Origin of the sequence: Thioalkalivibrio sp. ALJ24 (genome assembly GCF_000377785.1) — a bacterium.
Lineage (GTDB): Bacteria > Pseudomonadota > Gammaproteobacteria > Ectothiorhodospirales > Ectothiorhodospiraceae > Thioalkalivibrio.
Genome location: NZ_KB898729.1, coordinates 23,398 through 38,985 on the forward strand (window position 1 = coordinate 23,398; position 15,588 = coordinate 38,985).

Consider the following 15,588-nt stretch of genomic DNA (forward strand, 5'->3'; position numbering starts at 1 on the left):
TAGCGAGCCAGGACCCTGTGATGGGCGAAGTGATAGACCGATTCGACGAGCATCTGCCGGAACTGGCTCGTTTCGTGGAAGACGCCGACTCGCTGGAAAAGGGGCTTGAGCGGCTTGCCTCGCTGGTCGGGCATGCGATGAGCTGCGAGCGCTGCTCGATCATGCTGGTGAAACCCGATCCCGATTCGGGTGAGCCGCGACTGCGGGTGCAGGCGCATCACGGGAACCTTGCGGACCGGGCTTACGAGGAGCACCAGCCCCTGGGCCAAGGGATCTCGGGCCAGGTTTCGGCGTCGGGCAAGGGGATGCTCATCCGCGATCTGCACCGGACGGCTTACGCGGACGCGGCCAGACGTGAACCCGAAGACCGGCCGGTCGATATCATTGTGGTCCCGATCCGCCTCGAGGGCGAGGTGATCGGCGTGATCAATCTCGACTCCCCCGCAGACGGACGTCGTCTCTCCACGGAGGATCTGCGCATCGCCTCCATCCTCGCGCTGGTGGTGTCCCGGTCCATCCTGATCCACCGGCTGAAAGGCCTGTTGCGCACCAGCTTCACGCAGATGGCCCTTGCGCGTCAGCCCGACGCGCTCAACGGACCGATCACGCATGAACCCCGGCGTGTCGCCCGCCTGCTGGCGCAGACCATGTATGACGAGATGCAGCGGGCGGGGTTTTCCGACGACCATGTGCTGACCGCCGCGACCGAGCTGATCAGCCACGTGAGCGAGGCGCGCAAATGAGGCGGCATCCGCGCGCATGGATGCCCCGGAGGCCTGCGGAATGAACCAGCCGGAGGACTTCGAACGGCGCTGGCGGCGTCGCTTTGTCGAACGCGGTGCGCAGCTGGATGACGACGCCGGAATCGCCGGCTGGACCCCGACGGGACTGAACAGCCGGGTGCGGCAGTTTCGGCACTGGTGGGGACAGGCAGACCCGGTACCGGGGCGCTGGCTGGATATCGGCTGCGGCGCCGGCACCTACACCCGGATGCTGCAGGCCGAGGGATACGAGGCCGTGGGCATCGACTACTCCTCGCCTTCGGTCGGCAAGGCGCGGGATCGCAGCCCGGAGGGCATCGGCTGGCTGGCGGGCGACATCCACCGCCTGCCATTTCCGGAGGCGGTCGCCGACGGCATCCTCTGCTTCGGGGTGATGCAGGCGATCGTACGACCGGACACCGCGCTGGCCGAAATGGCGCGTGTGCTGCGGCCCGGCGGGGAGCTCTGGGTCGATGCGCTGAACGCCGACTGCCTGCCGACCCGGATCCGGGAGGCGCGTCGGCGGCGGGCCGGTCGCCCGCCCCATCTGCGTTACGACAGCCGCAGCGGACTGCTGCAGGCGGCCGCAGAAGCGGGTCTGGAACGCATCTCCGCGCACTGGATGCCCCTGGTGCCGGGGCGCGTGGCCTTCCTGCAGCCCCTGTTCGAGAGCGGGCCGGGGCGCGGGTTGCTGCATCTCGCGCCTCCCCTCGGCTCGGCCCTGAGCCACTCCTTCATCCTGCGCCTGCGACGCCCCGCGGACTGACGGGCGCAGGCCCCTTGGCCGCGGATTGCGGCATCCCTCGCAAGGATGGCGCTACAGCACGATCTCGGCGGGCAGCGGGCGATCCTGGAACCCGGCCGGGCTGGCGGTCAGGCCGTAAGCCCCGGACAGGAAGACCGCAATCAGATCGCCGGGCTCGGCATGTGGCAACGGTACCCGCGCTGCCAGACAGTCGTGCGGCGAATCCAGCGGGCCCAGAATGCTGACGGTCTCGGTGTCCGGGTTGTTGACGCGGGTAGCGATGGCCACCGGCGGGTTGCTTCGCCCATCCGCCCCGGGGAGGCCGGAAGCCGTCTGACGGTGGTGGGTGCCGCCGTCCGTGAGCAGGAAGGCCTCGCCGCCGGAAACCTTCCGCTCGACCACCCGGGTCAGATAGACGCCGGACTCTCCCACCAGGTAACGCCCCAGTTCGAGAACCAGATGGGTTTCGGGCCATTGCTCCTGCAGATCCCTTGCCAGTTGCCCGAGGCCCTGCGCGACGACGGCGGAATCCAGGGGCCGGTCTTCGGCGCTGGAGGGGATGCCGAAACCACCGGCCAGTGTGACGAATTCCGGGATGATGCCGGCCGGGCACAGACTGCGGACCTGATCGACTGCGTGCCTGTGGGCCTCGGCAATCCGGTCGGCCCGGAGGTTGGCGGAGCCGATACGGACCTCGAAACCGGCAATGTAGACCGGCAGGTGACGGGCTTCTTCCAGCAGTTCCGGAACGGCGCTGGCGTCGATACCCAGGGGCGGGAAATCGGAATCGGACAGCCACCGGTCGGACCGGAGATACCGTTCGGGACGGACATGAATGCTGACCGGGATACGGTGGCCGGCGGTACGGGCCTCGTCGGCGACCCGGCGCAGCTGGCCGGCGGATTCGATACCGAGCACGCATCCGGACTGTGCCGCGGCCTCCAGGTCCTCGGTCGTCTTGGCCGGTCCGGCAAACGAGATCCGGGACGGCGAGATGCCGGCCTTGCGGGCGCGCAGCAGCTCTCCGGCCGAGACGACCCCCATCCCGTCCAGCCATGGCACCATGCGGTGCAGAAGCTGCGAGTACGGATTGGCCCGCACCGCGTAGTGGAGGCGGACACGCGCGGGCAACTGGCTGCGCAGCGCCTGAATCCGCTCACCGGTGTCTTCGGCATCGTAGACGTACAGCGGCGTGCCGTGCTGTTCGACAAGGGAGTGTGCAGGATGCCCGGCGATCAACAACTCGCCCTGATGGTCGCATCCCAGTCCAGGGGGCCAGTAGTACGGGCCGGGTTCGTGTTCGCGTGTCATGGTTGCCTGCCCCCTGTGCTGAAGATGCCGCAGCTGATCTTGCCGCGCGCGGCTGAACGCGTCCAACCGCAGAGCGCGCCAGACAGGTGTCGGATTCTTTTACAATCGCCCGCACCCGAATCCGCGAAGAGGATGAAACACCAAAATTTCCCCGGCATGATCCGATAGTTACACGTGCCCGAAAAATATGGCGCCTTTCTTGCTTCCCATGAAATGAGCGTTTGCGCCCTGATGCTAGGCAACAGCCAGCGGGCGCGATAACATGGAATGAGTTCTTTTTGAAGAGCGGACAACGTCGGGCAACAACCTGAGACGCTGGATGCTCGGGGCCGCAACGGCCGGCGAACAGCCGATGGGTGATTCATCCGTTATCCGGTGGGGTGACATCGAGCCTGCTAAAATTTAGAAATAACGGTTGGTTACCGTGTATCTCCGAAATTGCGGCTCGCGCTGGTGCTTTCGGGGCCTCGGTACGGAAGGAAACAATGCCGGGGACGGACCTGGAGCAGAAGACATGAACGACGAACACGACCAAGACCCACGCCACAGCCAGAAGGGTGATGAGCGGCCCACCGCGTCGGTGGATCGAGATCAGGCCTCTGCCGCCCCCCGCAACCCGGCCCGGCGGCGCCTGGCTACGGCCGGTCTGGGCGGGGCGATGCTGGTCACGCTGCCAGCAAAATCGGTATGGGGCAATCAGGGCCGATGCTCGCTGTCCGGGGAGATCTTCTCTGCCAATGTCTCCGATATCGATCACGAGTGCACCAAGGGCCAGGGCTGCACCCCCGGGTTCTGGAAGAACAACACCGAGGCCTGGGACTGCACCGGCTTCGACCCGGGGCAATGCATCGAGCGGAACGAGGACGGCACCTGCGCGGTGTGGGACGCCTATGGCGCCGGCACCCGTTTCGACGCTGTCTTCCACAATAGCCCCACCTGCGCCCCTCCCTACGCCACGTTGATGGAGGTGCTGCAAACGTGCAAAGGCCGCGACTTGGATTGGCACGCGGTGGCCGCCATGCTGAACGCCGCCTGCAATTCGGTGGAGTACGGCGCCACCATGGAGGACGTCAAACAGGCCTACTACATGGCCCGGACGGATGCCGACACCGATGCGGAGCTGGTCAAGGATGTTTTCGACAACATGAACAACCGCGGCTGCCCCATCGATCGCTGGGGTGACTGTGAAGATGGCTACACCAAGAACGAAGCAGACCAATGCATTCCGGTGAAGACGTCTCAGTCCGACTAGGCGTATCCCCATTGGCTTGTCCGCCTAGGGAGACACTGACGGGTTTGGGCGATCGTCGCGAGCGTAGTGGGAGAGTGGCCCCTTTTTTCGGTCTTTCGAGGCGCATAGTGGGGCTATGCGACGAGAAAGAGCGGAAAAGGGGCCACTCTCCCATACGCGCAGCAGATCAGTCCTGAATCCGACAGGCTCCTAGAACCGGCATGAGGCAACGGATTGGTATCAGGCCCTGACCCCGCAGCACCCACCGGCCTCTGGCAGACAGCGGCCCTGCCGGCGGCGCATATTCGCGAATGGGCGCAACGCTGGGTGGTCTACGACCACCGCACCGGCGAGACGCACCTGCTGGAAGGGGCGGCCGGTGCGCTCTTCCAATGGCTGCATCAGACCCCCAGGAACCAGCGAGAGCTGATCGAGAAGTGCATCCAGGACTGGGGCCACGAGGTGGAAGATGCCGAGGCCTTCATCGAACAACTTCTGGCCGAGCTGCGCCGCCGGCAGTTGGTTTGGGAGCGGAGCTAGCCCGTGGCCGTTGCCGTTTCTGCCGATCTTCCCCGGATACTGCGCACGCAGGGCGCGCCTCTGGAGATTGGGCCTTTTATCGTACGGCTGAGCTCCCGGCTTCCGGCCATTGCCGAGAGCATCGGTTTGCACTACACCGAGCAGTTGCTGCCGGCAGACACCCCCTTTAGCGATTTCCACGTGCGCCTGGACCGGGCACCGGGGGTTCGCGGCGTATGGCGGCCGCAGGCGCGCTTCTATCTCGATGGCAGTTCCCCCTTCAAGCCACTGCCCCTAAGCCAGGCCTTCCCGCTATTCGAGTGGGGCCTGAACTGGTGCATTGCCCAGCACGGCCACCACTACCTGATGATCCACGCCGCCGTCGCTGCACGGGACGATCAGGCGCTGATCATGCCCGGCGCGCCGGGGGCGGGGAAGAGCACGCTGGTGGCCGCGCTGGCGCTCTCCGGCTGGCGGCTGCTGTCAGACGAGTTCGCTCTACTGTCCCTTGAGAATGGCCTGCTTACCCCGCTGCCGCGCCCGGTCAGTCTCAAGAACCAGGCCATCCCTCTGATCCGCGAGCGCTTCCCGGAGGCGGTGGTGGGCCGATCCGCCCATGAAACGACCAAAGGCACCGTGGCCCACATGAAACCACCGTCGGCGAGCCTCGCTCGGGCCCAGGCACCGGCCCGGCCGGCGTGGCTGGTTTTCCCGCGTTTCGCCCCAGGTGGCGACGACACCCTGCGCGAGATGCCCAAGGCCCACGCCCTGTTGACCCTCGCCGATGCCGCCTTCAACTACAGCGTGCTGGGCGGTCAGGGCTTCGAGGCGGCTGCCGAGCTGGTGGACCGCTGCGCCTGCGCCCAGCTGGACTACGCTGATCTGGACCGGAGCCTGTCCGCCCTGAACGCCCTGCCCGACGCCCCATGATGCCGCGAGCGCTCGATCACCTGCTGACCGCACTGACCCAACCCGCCGCCGTCGAATCGCTGCAGCTGAGCGACTGGGACCCGCTCTTGCGGGTGGCGCGGGCCGCCTCACTGGAGGCACGACTGCATGCCCTGCTCGAAGAGCAAGGGCTGCTCGCCCGGGTGCCAGCGCGCCCCCGGCGCCACCTGGCGGCCGCCGGCAAGGTGGCGGCCCAACAACACCAGCGCATGCGCTGGGAGGTGGAGCAAGTACACGAGGCATTGGGCGCCCGAGAGGCACCGGTGGTGATCCTCAAGGGGGCCGCCTACCTTATGGCCGATCTGCCCTGTGCCCCCGGCCGGCTTTTTGCGGACCTGGACATCATGGTGCCGCGCCGAGCACTGGAGAGCACCGAACGGGCCCTGTTCGCCCGCGGCTGGCTGGCCCAGGGGCACGATGAGTACGACCAGACCTACTACCGGCGCTGGATGCACGAACTGCCGCCGCTCACCCATATCCGCCGCAAAAGCGTTCTGGACGTTCACCACACCATCCTGCCACCCACCGCAAGACTCGCCCCGGACCCGGACAAGCTATTCGCCGCAGCCCGTCCGCTGAAGGGCTGGTGCAACCTGTTAGTACTGGCTCCGGCGGACATGGTGTTACACAGCGCTACCCACCTGTTTCACGACGGCGAGCTGGAGAACGGCTTGCGCGACCTGGCCGACCTGGATGCGCTGCTGCGGCACTTTGCAGAGCGGGACTCGGGCTTCTGGGAACAGCTCACCGCGCGCGCCTTCGAGATGGATCTGGCGCGTCCGCTGTACTACGCGCTGCGCTACGGTCGCGAGTTTCTGGCGACACCGATCCCCGACACGGTCTATGCGCGCCTTTCCCCGGCGCGGCCCGCCACCCCGTTGCTGGTGGTGATGGATGCCCTTTTCCGGCGTGGTCTCAAGCCCCATCACTGGATATGCGATGGCCCATTATCCGGCACCGCCCGCTGGTGTTTGTACGTGCGCTCGCATTATCTGCGCATGCCCCTGCGCCTGCTGCTGCCGCACCTGGTGCGCAAGGCGATCAAGGAGCGCCGTGCTGGCAAGAGGGAACAGCCCGACCCTTGAGGGAGGCACCACTCTGCACCCATGGCCCCTGCGCTGGTCGTCTCGATTCCCGGCGTGGCACGCGCGAGTAGCGGTTCTGTCCTGACCGTGGTCGATCCGGGTGTTCAGCCGATCGGGGCCAGCGTCAGATCGGCGCGGAACAGCACGCTCGAGTCGGCCAGCAGTCCCAGGCAACGGTAGCGCTGCTGGCCTGTGCCGGGTTTCACCAGGCCGCGATCGGCGGGCGCCACGTATTCGGGCGGGCTGACCAGGATGTGCAGGGCATCGGCGCTGCGCAGGCCGCGGACCAGGCGCCGGTCCACACTGATGTGGTGCGTGGTGTAGACCAGTGGCTGGGCGTAGAAGTCGTGCCCGGTGGCGTGGGCCCGCTCCAGCAGCGCGCAGGAGATCAACGAGACCGGGAACATGTCCGGGAAGTTGACGCAGTCCTCCAGTTCATCGAAGTAGTCGGCCTGATGCACCAGGGACCCTGCCAGCAGATTCTTGGCATTGCCGTTGGACATGAATTTGCGCTTGTGAAACCACCCGGAGTCGGCGATGACGCTGCGATCCTCGAGCTGTTCCAGCGGCGTCTGCGCCGGCAGGGGGAGTGTCGCGTCTGCCAGGGCCAGTGGCGTCTGGGTGTCGCGTACATGACCCAGCAACACCAGCCCGTCGCCCTTGCGCATCACGACACGATTGGCCACCTGGGGCGATCCCGCCGAGGCCGTGCGCCGCACGGAGGGCTTGACCACCGTGGTGAAGGCTTCGTCCGTACGCAGGGCACCGGCAAAGGTGAACTGGTAGTTGCGAAACGGCAGTGCGGTGTCCTCGTGGCCGCCCTCGGCGCGGCGCACCGCGTTCACGAGGTCCTCGGCCAGCGATTCGAGCTGAAAGCCGAGCACGATCGGACCGCCAAAGGGGTTGCCGCGAATCCTGTCCCACTTGTCCCCGTCATGAAAGGGATTGAAGTCGTCCGTGGAGTTGCGGGCGACATCAATGTGGATCTGCTGGAAGACACGGGTGGTGTCGGTCGGGCTGTCAGCCATGCGGGCGTCCATTTCTTCATCCGTTTGGCGGGCGCGGCCAGCACTGCGCCTCGTTCATGCGCATCGAATTCGGAGCGCGAATGCGCTCCCGGGTTGGCGCCTTACTGGTCCCGGTAACGCGCCAGCAGGGGCCGGATGCGATCCGCCGGGATCGCATAAGTGATGCCGCTGGGCTGGCCGATGGCCGCCTCGCGCCCGCCCTGCACGAAGACCTGGTTGATCACCCCGACAACCTCTCCCGAGTCCATGCGAAACAACGGACTCCCGCTGTTGCCGGGATAGGCGGTCGCGTCCAGCTGGAACACCATCGGAGGATCGTTGCGCAGCGCCCGAATACGTCGCTCGTCCAGCTCATCCGAATGGCGGGCCGGTATGACCATCGGGGTGCGGGCGGAAACGGTCGCCCGATGCGTTGCCGGGTAAAGCCCCAGAATCATGCCGATGGGGTAGCCGGTGAAGGCAACCTCCTCTCCGACCCGCACCGCATCCGATGAACCCAGAGGCAGCGCGGGCAGCGACGACCCGTCAATCTCCAGCAGGGCAAGATCATGATCGACGGACCGGGCCACGACCTCCCCCGAATGGACTTCGGTATCCCGGCCCTGGCCGCTGACCACCACCAGGCGTTCCCGCCGCTCGCTGTCCAGGTCCTCGGGGATCACATGATGATTGGTGACCACCAGCCGGCCGTTGCCGACCACGAAGCCCGTTCCCTTGTATTCCGCACGGGGACTGCGGGTCGCCTGATAAGTACCGACCGCGACGATCGAGGGCTCGACCCGATCGACCGTATCTGGCAGATCCCCGGACTGGACGGCCCCTGACAGGAACGCGAACACCGCTCCCAGCACGAACGACACCACCCATCGCGCCAGGCGATGGCGGCCGCCAGCCGGCGGCTGGAACACGGCGTAGCGATACGGGCTCATGGTCGCGACCCTCCAGCATTCTTTCGGATGAGTCTAGCCCAGAATGCACCGCGGGATGCGGGCGGTCGACACCAGCCCCTTGCCCTGCTCGACGGCTACGCGAGTTCCACGCGGAAGCACAGGACCCGTGCCCGGTTCAGCTCACGCCGCCGGGCGCTCCATGAGGTCCGCTGAACGGGGTGGTTATGCCGCAATAACTTCCACCATGGGATGGCTCACTTTCATATCCGGAACCCTCGATCATCCAGCACAGGGCGGCGGGTTCAGGCCTGCTCGGCCTCGCCAATGCGGCGGAGGAAGGGGGCCTGCGGCGGGCCGGTGACGATCAGCTCGTCCATGGCACGGGTCATGGCCACGTAGAGCAGGCGGGCCTCTTCGGCCTCGCGCTCCTCAGCGGTATCCATCTCGCCCAGGCCGGTCAGGGCCACCACGGGAAACTCCAGGCCCTTGCTGGAGTGCATGGTCACCATCTTGACCGTGTCGGCCGGGGTGGCCGACTTCTGGCGGTTACGGTCCCCGAGGTTTTCCAGCGGGATGCCCGCGCGCTCGAACACTGCGCGGATCTTGCCGGCGGCGGGCACGCGGCGGTGCAGCACGGCCATCTCGCTCCAGGGGCGGCCCTGTTCGTGCAGCCGCTTGAAGTGCCCGGCGATGTATTCAATCTCCTGCGGCTGGGCGGGCAGGGGGATGATCGCGGGCTCCGGGCCTTCGCGGCCCGCGCTTTCCGGCGGCACCAGCGGGATGCCGTCTTCCTCGGCCTCCTGCGGATCCAGCAGTTCGCGGGCGAAACGGGTGGCCAGGTCCAGCACCTGCCGGGTGTTGCGGTAATTCACCCGGAGGATGGTGGTGCGCCCGCGGGCCTCCACGCCTACGCTGGAGAAGCTGAACCGGCTCTGGCTGCGGCCGTAGATCGACTGGGCGTCGTCGTACAGCACCAGCACCGAGTTGGTGTCCGGGTCGACCATCTGCGTGGCCAGCCGGAACCAGCGCGGTTCGAAGTCGTGGCCCTCGTCGATCATCACCGCGCCGTACTGCCCGCCGGGGATCTGCCCCTGGTCGACGCCGTCGATCACCTGCTGCACCAGCTGGTCGAAGAAGGCCCGCTTGTCCGTGTTATTCGGCGGTGGCGGCACGTTGTAGGTGCGCAGCTGCGCGTGGCACCAGCGGTGGAAGTTGTACACCACCACCTGATCGCCCGCGCCCTTCTCCGCCAGGATGGCCTGCAGGCGGTCAGCCAGGGTGCGGTTGTAGCACAGCACCAGGATCGGCTTGCGCAGGGCCCGCGCCAGATGCAGGCAGCGGTAGACCAGGATCAGCGTCTTTCCCGCCCCGGCCGCGCCATGGATCACCCGGTGCCCGGTTCCCAGGCTGCGCGCCAGCTGTTCCTGCTGCAGGTCCATCACCCGCATCAGGTCCGGGAGCACTTCGGCCGGCGATTCGGTCTCGTCCGCGTCGGGCGCATCGTCGAAAAGGCTGCCCTGGCGGATGCGGATCTCGGGGAACAGGTGACCGCGGATGCGGTCGATCTGCGGCAGCGACAACCGGTGCGGGAACTGCACGGTGAACATGTCCCACAGCCGCTTCTGAAAATCCTCCGGATCCTGGGACTCGGTCATCTCGTCGCGACAGATGACCCGATTGCCCGGGATCACCTCGCCCAGCTCCTGCTGCTCGAACTGCGCGCGGGTAATATTGGCCAGCACCACCCCGTGCCCGAAGGGCAGCATCAACCGACCCTGCAGCGAAGACCCCGGCGGATACACCAGCTGCGGATCGCGCTCCAGGGGCTTGATGACCTGATAGGCATACTGGCGCGCCTGCTCCAGCGGGTTGGGCACCACCTTCAGGCCCCGGTCCGTCAGGATGGTCGCCTCCTGGCGATCGATCTGCCGGATGGTCTCCAGCCGCCAGTCCTTGACCTCCAGGATCAGCAGCCCACGCTGCGGATGCAGCACGATGAAATCCGGATGCTCCGACCGCCCGCCCACCGGCACGTCGTACCAGCACAGGTAGTCATCCTCCAGGAAGTGCTCCAGCCGCCGCGCAAAGCGCTTCTCGCCCGACGTCATCCGTGGGAGGCAGCTGTTCAGCGAAGGTATTAGCGTGGTCATTCTCCAGAACCTACCTGTACGGATAACGCCCAGCGTAACCGGACGGCTTTGGCGCGCCAGCGGAAAAGCCGGTCCGCGTTGACGCTGTTGTTAGCGATCTCGTCATCTTGGTCCCGCTTTCAATCTACCTGCGCGCCATAACCTAAAACTAGCCGTCCCCGGTACTCCTTCTCGCGCATCCCTAAATGCAACTCCAACGGTTCTGCCTTCCAAAAGATGGCTTGCGAGGAATGTCTGGCAAAACTGTGAAGCTGTGGCGCCGGGGACGGAATGAAATGGCCCAATGAAATCACTACATATGGTAGAACGCGATATTTCTGCCCCGTAAGACTTATATCCATGTTCACAGCACAATGAAATATATGTCTTACGGGGCGCACATCGAAGCCGCAGAGTACTGTTAAGCCGAGCCGGAGCAACCCATCCATCAACTGCGAAGTTTATTCCATTTCGTGAACCGTGACCAACCCAAACGACATGCGAGTACAGGGACTGTTCTCGCTTCCATAGATTCTCAAGCTCTGCGAGACTTCGCACTCGAACCTGCCGCATTTGGTCCTCAGGCACCAATAGTCGGCAAAATTGACCTACCGATTTTGCAAGCGGGTCAAGCAAACCGTATTCTGAGAAAAAATCACCAACATTTATTATTAGTATCCCTACATTCCTATGCAAAAGAGGAAACCCGATCCAGCCTGATGCTACGCCACCAGGCAGATCTACACGGGCACGCTGGCCTTGAACATCAACCACTTGGGTCTCGTAAAGCGCAACGCCTCTGTCTCGCAGCACCGGTATTCGAGCGCAAGGTACGTAGACCCTTTCCCCTACTTGTAGATTACCTGCCATGTGATCTCGCTAACAGTAGATTAGACAGAATCTGTCATATTGGTGATATACAGATTCTGCATATCATCCCGGCGTTCTCCTCTCGGCGGCACACCACCACAGCTAAACCATGCTTTTATCATGGTAGTGTGCGTCGCGTCGAGTGGCAGGGCGTCCGGCCGACTGGGACGAAGAGTCTTTGGCAGTTGATCAAAGACTTACATCGGCCCGCCGATCCAACATAGGCGAGATTCAGGGGCCGACGTTAAAGGCTTGGGGTTGGACTGATTCGGGGCGAGACGTGGAAGGCGGCTGCTCGGGCGTGATAGAGCGCGGTGCTATACAGAATCGGGATATCAACGTTACCCGGTGTGGCGTGACGGGAGGAGCGACCACGTGGGGCCCGGGGATCGGGCTTCCGGCGGGAGCCGTGGCGGCGTTCCCTGGTACGATCCGGCCAGAGGTTAAGGGAGAGCCGGTGTTGGCAACGCTCATAGAAGCGAATCAGGCGGTGGTGGTATGCGGCATTCTGGAGGATGCGCAGGGGCGGATCTTTCTGGCGCGTCGCGGGGCCGATCAGGCGCTGGCGGGGTATTGGGAATTCCCCGGCGGCAAGGCAGAGCCGGGCGAGAGCCTGGAGGTTGCGTTGTGCCGCGAATTCCGCGAAGAGCTGGCGCTGGAGCTTCGAGTCGGGGAAGAGATCGGTCGTACGCCGATTCCGGGTAACGGAAGCCTTGAGCTGGTGGCGCTGCGGGCGTGGACGGACGACGAGAGCCCGGTTCTGACGGTGCACGATCGCTGGTGCTGGGTGTCGCCGTTGGAGGCGCGCGGGCTCGAGCTGGCGCCCGCGGACATCCCGTTGCTCGAAGCCTTTATTGCGGGACCTTCCGCATGAACCGGGATAACGCAGCCAAATCCCTGCCCCGGGGCGAATGGGTCGGCCTGCATGAACGGCTGGATACGCCGCGGGTACGGCAGGCGCTGGAGGCCCTGGGGCTGGAGGACCATGCCCGCTGGAGCCAGGGGCTGGAGGGTGACGACCTGGCGATGACCCTGGCCGCCGAGCTGGCCCAACGGCTTGCAGAGCGGGCCGGAAAGCTGCGCGAGAAGGGGCGTGAAGACTGGACGCAGGCCGTGCAGATCCTGGCGGATGCGCTGGCGGCGGCCGGGCATCCGCTGTCGGGCATAGAGGAAGACCTGCCGCAGCCGCCGTTTCGGCAGTTGTTGGAGGTGCGCTCTCCGACCGCCGACCAGGTGGGGCAGCAGGAGACACCGCGGCCGGATATTCCGTTGGCCCTGTCCAGCCTGCTCACGGGATCCGATCGCACGCCCAGCCTGGTCACGCAGATCGAGAAGGAGCTGGCCAGTGCGGAGCGGGCCGACTGGCTGGTGTCGTTCATAAAATGGAGCGGGATTCGCGCTCTGCGCGAGACGCTCAAGCGCTTTACCGAGACCCCGACGGCCGATGGCTCGCCCAGGCTGCGGATCGCGACGACCTCGTACCTCGGGGCCACCGATCTCAAGGCGATCGAATTTCTGCTGGACCTGCCGAACACCGAGATTCGGGTCTCGTACGACACGCACCGCACGCGCCTGCACGCCAAGGCCTACCTGTTTCATCGGAGCACGGGGTTTGGCAGTGCCTACATCGGCTCGGCGAATGTCTCACGCGTGGCGATGGATGAGGGGTTGGAGTGGACGGCCAAGGTCAGCGAATACGAGCTGCCGCATATGTGGCGCCAGATCGAGGCCTCGTTCGAGGCGCACTGGGCAGACCCGGCCGAGTTTGAACCGCTCACCACGGATGACCTACCCCGGCTGCAACAGGCGCTGGAATCGGAATCCAGCTCAGGACCCGCTGCGCAGAAAGACGCCACCACGTTCTTCGACCTGCGGCCGTATGCCTTTCAGCAGGAGATCCTGGAGGACATCCAGCGCGAGCGCCGTTCAGGGATCGACCGCCATCTGGTGATCGCCGCCACCGGGACCGGCAAGACCATGATCGCCGCGTTCGACTATCGGCGGTTTGCGCGCGAGCAGGCGGATAAGGGGCGGCCGTCACTGCTGTTCATCGCCCACCGCGAGGAGATCCTGCGTCAGGCGATGGCGAGCTTTCGGCAAGTGCTGCAGGACCGCGAGTTTGGCGACGTGCTGGTGGGCGGGGCGCGTCCGAGTCAGGACCGCCATCTGTTCTGCACGGTGGCGAGTTGGAATTCACGGGACCTCGATCGCCTAGACCCGGCGCATTTCGATTACGTGGTACTGGATGAGGCGCACCACAGTACCGCGGGGAGCTACCAGCGCATCCTCGAGCATGTACGGCCCAAGTGCCTGCTGGGCCTGACGGCGACCCCGGAGCGCACGGATGCCGATGACATCCGCCAGCACTTCGGCCAGCGTTACACCCACGAGATCCGCCTGCCGGACGCGATCGAACGGCGCCTGCTGGTGCCGTTCCATTACTTCGGCGTGGCCGACCACGAATCTGTGGACCTGAGCCGGGTGAGCTGGCAGCGCGGGGGCTATGACGCCCAGGAACTCGAAGGCGTGTTCACCGGCAACCAGGCGCGGGCCGACTGGGTGTTGCGGCAGGCCCATGAACACGCGACCGACCTGGGCTCGGTTCGGGGCCTGGGGTTTTGCATCAGCCGCGCCCACGCGCGGTTCATGGCGGAGCATTTTTCGGCCAGGCAGGTGCCCAGCGCGGTGCTGACCGGCGAGAGCCCAGACCACGAGCGCGAATCGGTGCAGCGCGACCTGCGCGAGGGGCGCATCCGCTTCATCTTTACCGTGGACCTCTACAACGAGGGCGTGGATCTGCCGGAGGTGGACACCCTGTTGCTGCTGCGCCCGACCGAGAGCCTGACGGTCTACCTGCAGCAGCTCGGCCGCGGGCTGCGGCTGCATGAAGGCAAGCCGCACCTCACGGTGCTGGATTTCGTGGCGCCGCAGGACCGGCGCTTTCACTATGCCGCGCGGTTCCGGGCGCTCAGCGCGCGGCCGGAGAAGCGGGTCGACCACCAGATCGAGGAAGGCTTCCCCTGGCTGCCCAGCGGCTGCCTGATCCACCTCGACCGCCTGGCCACCCAGCGGGTCCTCGACAACATCCGCGCGCAGATCAACCGCCAGCGTCCGCAAATCGTGCGCGAGCTGAAGGGCTGTTTCCAGGAGGACATCGACTCGGCAAGCCTGCCCAAGATGCTCGACTGCCTGCATATGGACGAGGCAGAAGACCTGCTGCGCAAGGATCTGCCCTCACGGCTGCGCGCGGACTGCGGAGGGGAGTCGACCGAGGCGCTGAAGCCGTATGCCAACGGCCTCAAGCGCGGGCTGCAACGCCTGGTCCGCTGTGATGACCAGCAGTTGCTGGAAACCCTGCAAAGCCATCTGGCGGAATCCGCGGCGAACGTGGATGAGCTCAGCGAGGAAGAACGGCTGCGGCTGGCCCTGATCCACAGCACGCTATGGGGCAAGACGCGCCCGGGGAATGGCGATCTCGCCTCGGTGGCCCGCTTCGTCCGCGAACAACGCCCGCTTTACCGGGATCTCCAGGAGGTCGCCGAATGGCGGCGCGCGCGCATGGTGCCGGCCAGCGGCATCACCTTCCCGGAGCAGACCGGGCCGCTGGAACTGCATGCGTCCTACACCCGCGAGCAGATCCTGCTGGCGCTGGGGCTCGGGAGCCTGGAGAAGCCGATCACTCAGCAAGAGGGTGTGCGGCATGTGCCGGAACGGCGAGTGGATGCGCTGTTCGTGACCCTGGAGAAATCCGAGCAGGAGTTCTCGCCCACCACCATGTACGAGGACTACGCCCTCAACGAGCGGCGGTTCCATTGGCAGTCGCAGTCCGGCACCTCACCCACCTCGGAGACCGGGCAGCGCTACATCCACCACGAACAGCTCGGCTACACCCCCATGCTGTTCATACGCCCGGCCAAGCGCGACGGCACCGGCCTGAGCCAACCGTTCACCTTCTGCGGCCCGGTGCGCTACCAGCGCCATGAAGGCAGCAAACCGATGAGCATCGTCTGGGAACTGGATTACGAACTGCCCGCCCGCCTCCTGCACTTCGCCCGCCGCACGGTCCTGTAG

The 15,588-nt window shown here is 65.6% G+C and carries 12 protein-coding genes; 8 read left to right on the top strand and 4 right to left on the bottom strand.

The window, feature by feature from the left end:
- Positions 1-20 precede the first annotated feature (20 nt).
- Both D571_RS0108800 and D571_RS0108805 read left to right on the top strand, forming a co-directional pair.
- On the top strand, positions 21-743 hold the full coding sequence (locus D571_RS0108800; protein WP_018936316.1) for a GAF domain-containing protein: 723 nt from the start codon (positions 21-23) through the stop codon (positions 741-743).
- A 40-nt stretch (positions 744-783) separates the two neighbouring features.
- Entirely contained in the window at positions 784-1,527 is a 744-nt protein-coding gene (locus tag D571_RS0108805; RefSeq protein WP_018936317.1) for a class I SAM-dependent methyltransferase, read from the top strand.
- A 51-nt stretch (positions 1,528-1,578) separates the two neighbouring features.
- On the opposite strand, the gene D571_RS0108810 is transcribed toward D571_RS0108805, so the two are convergent.
- Positions 1,579-2,817, bottom strand: coding sequence for an alanine racemase (locus D571_RS0108810; RefSeq protein ID WP_018936318.1), 1,239 nt, complete (start codon positions 2,815-2,817; stop codon positions 1,579-1,581).
- A 514-nt stretch (positions 2,818-3,331) separates the two neighbouring features.
- Here D571_RS0108810 and D571_RS0108815 point away from each other — a divergent pair.
- The 4 genes from D571_RS0108815 to D571_RS0108830 all read left to right on the top strand — a co-directional run bounded on the left by D571_RS0108815 (position 3,332) and on the right by D571_RS0108830 (position 6,600).
- On the top strand, positions 3,332-4,069 hold the full coding sequence (locus tag D571_RS0108815) for a hypothetical protein (protein WP_018936319.1): 738 nt from the start codon (positions 3,332-3,334) through the stop codon (positions 4,067-4,069).
- A gap of 213 nt (positions 4,070-4,282) precedes the next feature.
- Positions 4,283-4,588: an HPr-rel-A system PqqD family peptide chaperone gene (locus D571_RS0108820; RefSeq protein WP_083916889.1), complete on the top strand. Its 306-nt coding sequence runs from the start codon at positions 4,283-4,285 to the stop codon at positions 4,586-4,588.
- A gap of 3 nt (positions 4,589-4,591) precedes the next feature.
- The gene (locus D571_RS0108825) at positions 4,592-5,497 is read left to right on the top strand and encodes an HprK-related kinase A (RefSeq protein WP_018936321.1); all 906 of its coding nucleotides are present in this window, start codon (positions 4,592-4,594) and stop codon (positions 5,495-5,497) included.
- Positions 5,494-6,600: a nucleotidyltransferase family protein gene (locus tag D571_RS0108830; protein WP_018936322.1), complete on the top strand. Its 1,107-nt coding sequence runs from the start codon at positions 5,494-5,496 to the stop codon at positions 6,598-6,600. Before D571_RS0108825 ends, D571_RS0108830 begins: the two co-directional genes overlap by 4 nt.
- A 104-nt stretch (positions 6,601-6,704) precedes the next feature.
- Here the strand turns inward: D571_RS0108830 and D571_RS0108835 are convergent, their stop codons facing one another.
- The 3 genes from D571_RS0108835 to D571_RS0108845 form a co-directional block, all read right to left on the bottom strand.
- The gene (locus tag D571_RS0108835; RefSeq protein WP_026287735.1) at positions 6,705-7,628 is read right to left on the bottom strand and encodes a hypothetical protein; all 924 of its coding nucleotides are present in this window, start codon (positions 7,626-7,628) and stop codon (positions 6,705-6,707) included.
- A 101-nt stretch (positions 7,629-7,729) separates the two neighbouring features.
- Positions 7,730-8,557 carry a S1C family serine protease gene (locus tag D571_RS0108840; protein ID WP_018936324.1) on the bottom strand — a complete coding sequence of 276 codons (828 nt, stop codon included), beginning with the start codon at positions 8,555-8,557 and terminating at the stop codon, positions 7,730-7,732.
- Positions 8,558-8,820: 263 nt separating this feature from the next.
- Positions 8,821-10,626 carry a DEAD/DEAH box helicase gene (locus D571_RS0108845; RefSeq protein WP_018936325.1) on the bottom strand — a complete coding sequence of 602 codons (1,806 nt, stop codon included), beginning with the start codon at positions 10,624-10,626 and terminating at the stop codon, positions 8,821-8,823.
- A gap of 1,348 nt (positions 10,627-11,974) precedes the next feature.
- On the opposite strand from D571_RS0108845, the gene D571_RS0108850 reads away from it, so the two are divergent.
- On the top strand, positions 11,975-12,391 hold the full coding sequence (locus D571_RS0108850; RefSeq protein WP_018936326.1) for a (deoxy)nucleoside triphosphate pyrophosphohydrolase: 417 nt from the start codon (positions 11,975-11,977) through the stop codon (positions 12,389-12,391).
- Positions 12,388-15,588: a DEAD/DEAH box helicase gene (locus tag D571_RS0108855; RefSeq protein ID WP_018936327.1), complete on the top strand. Its 3,201-nt coding sequence runs from the start codon at positions 12,388-12,390 to the stop codon at positions 15,586-15,588. Before D571_RS0108850 ends, D571_RS0108855 begins: the two co-directional genes overlap by 4 nt.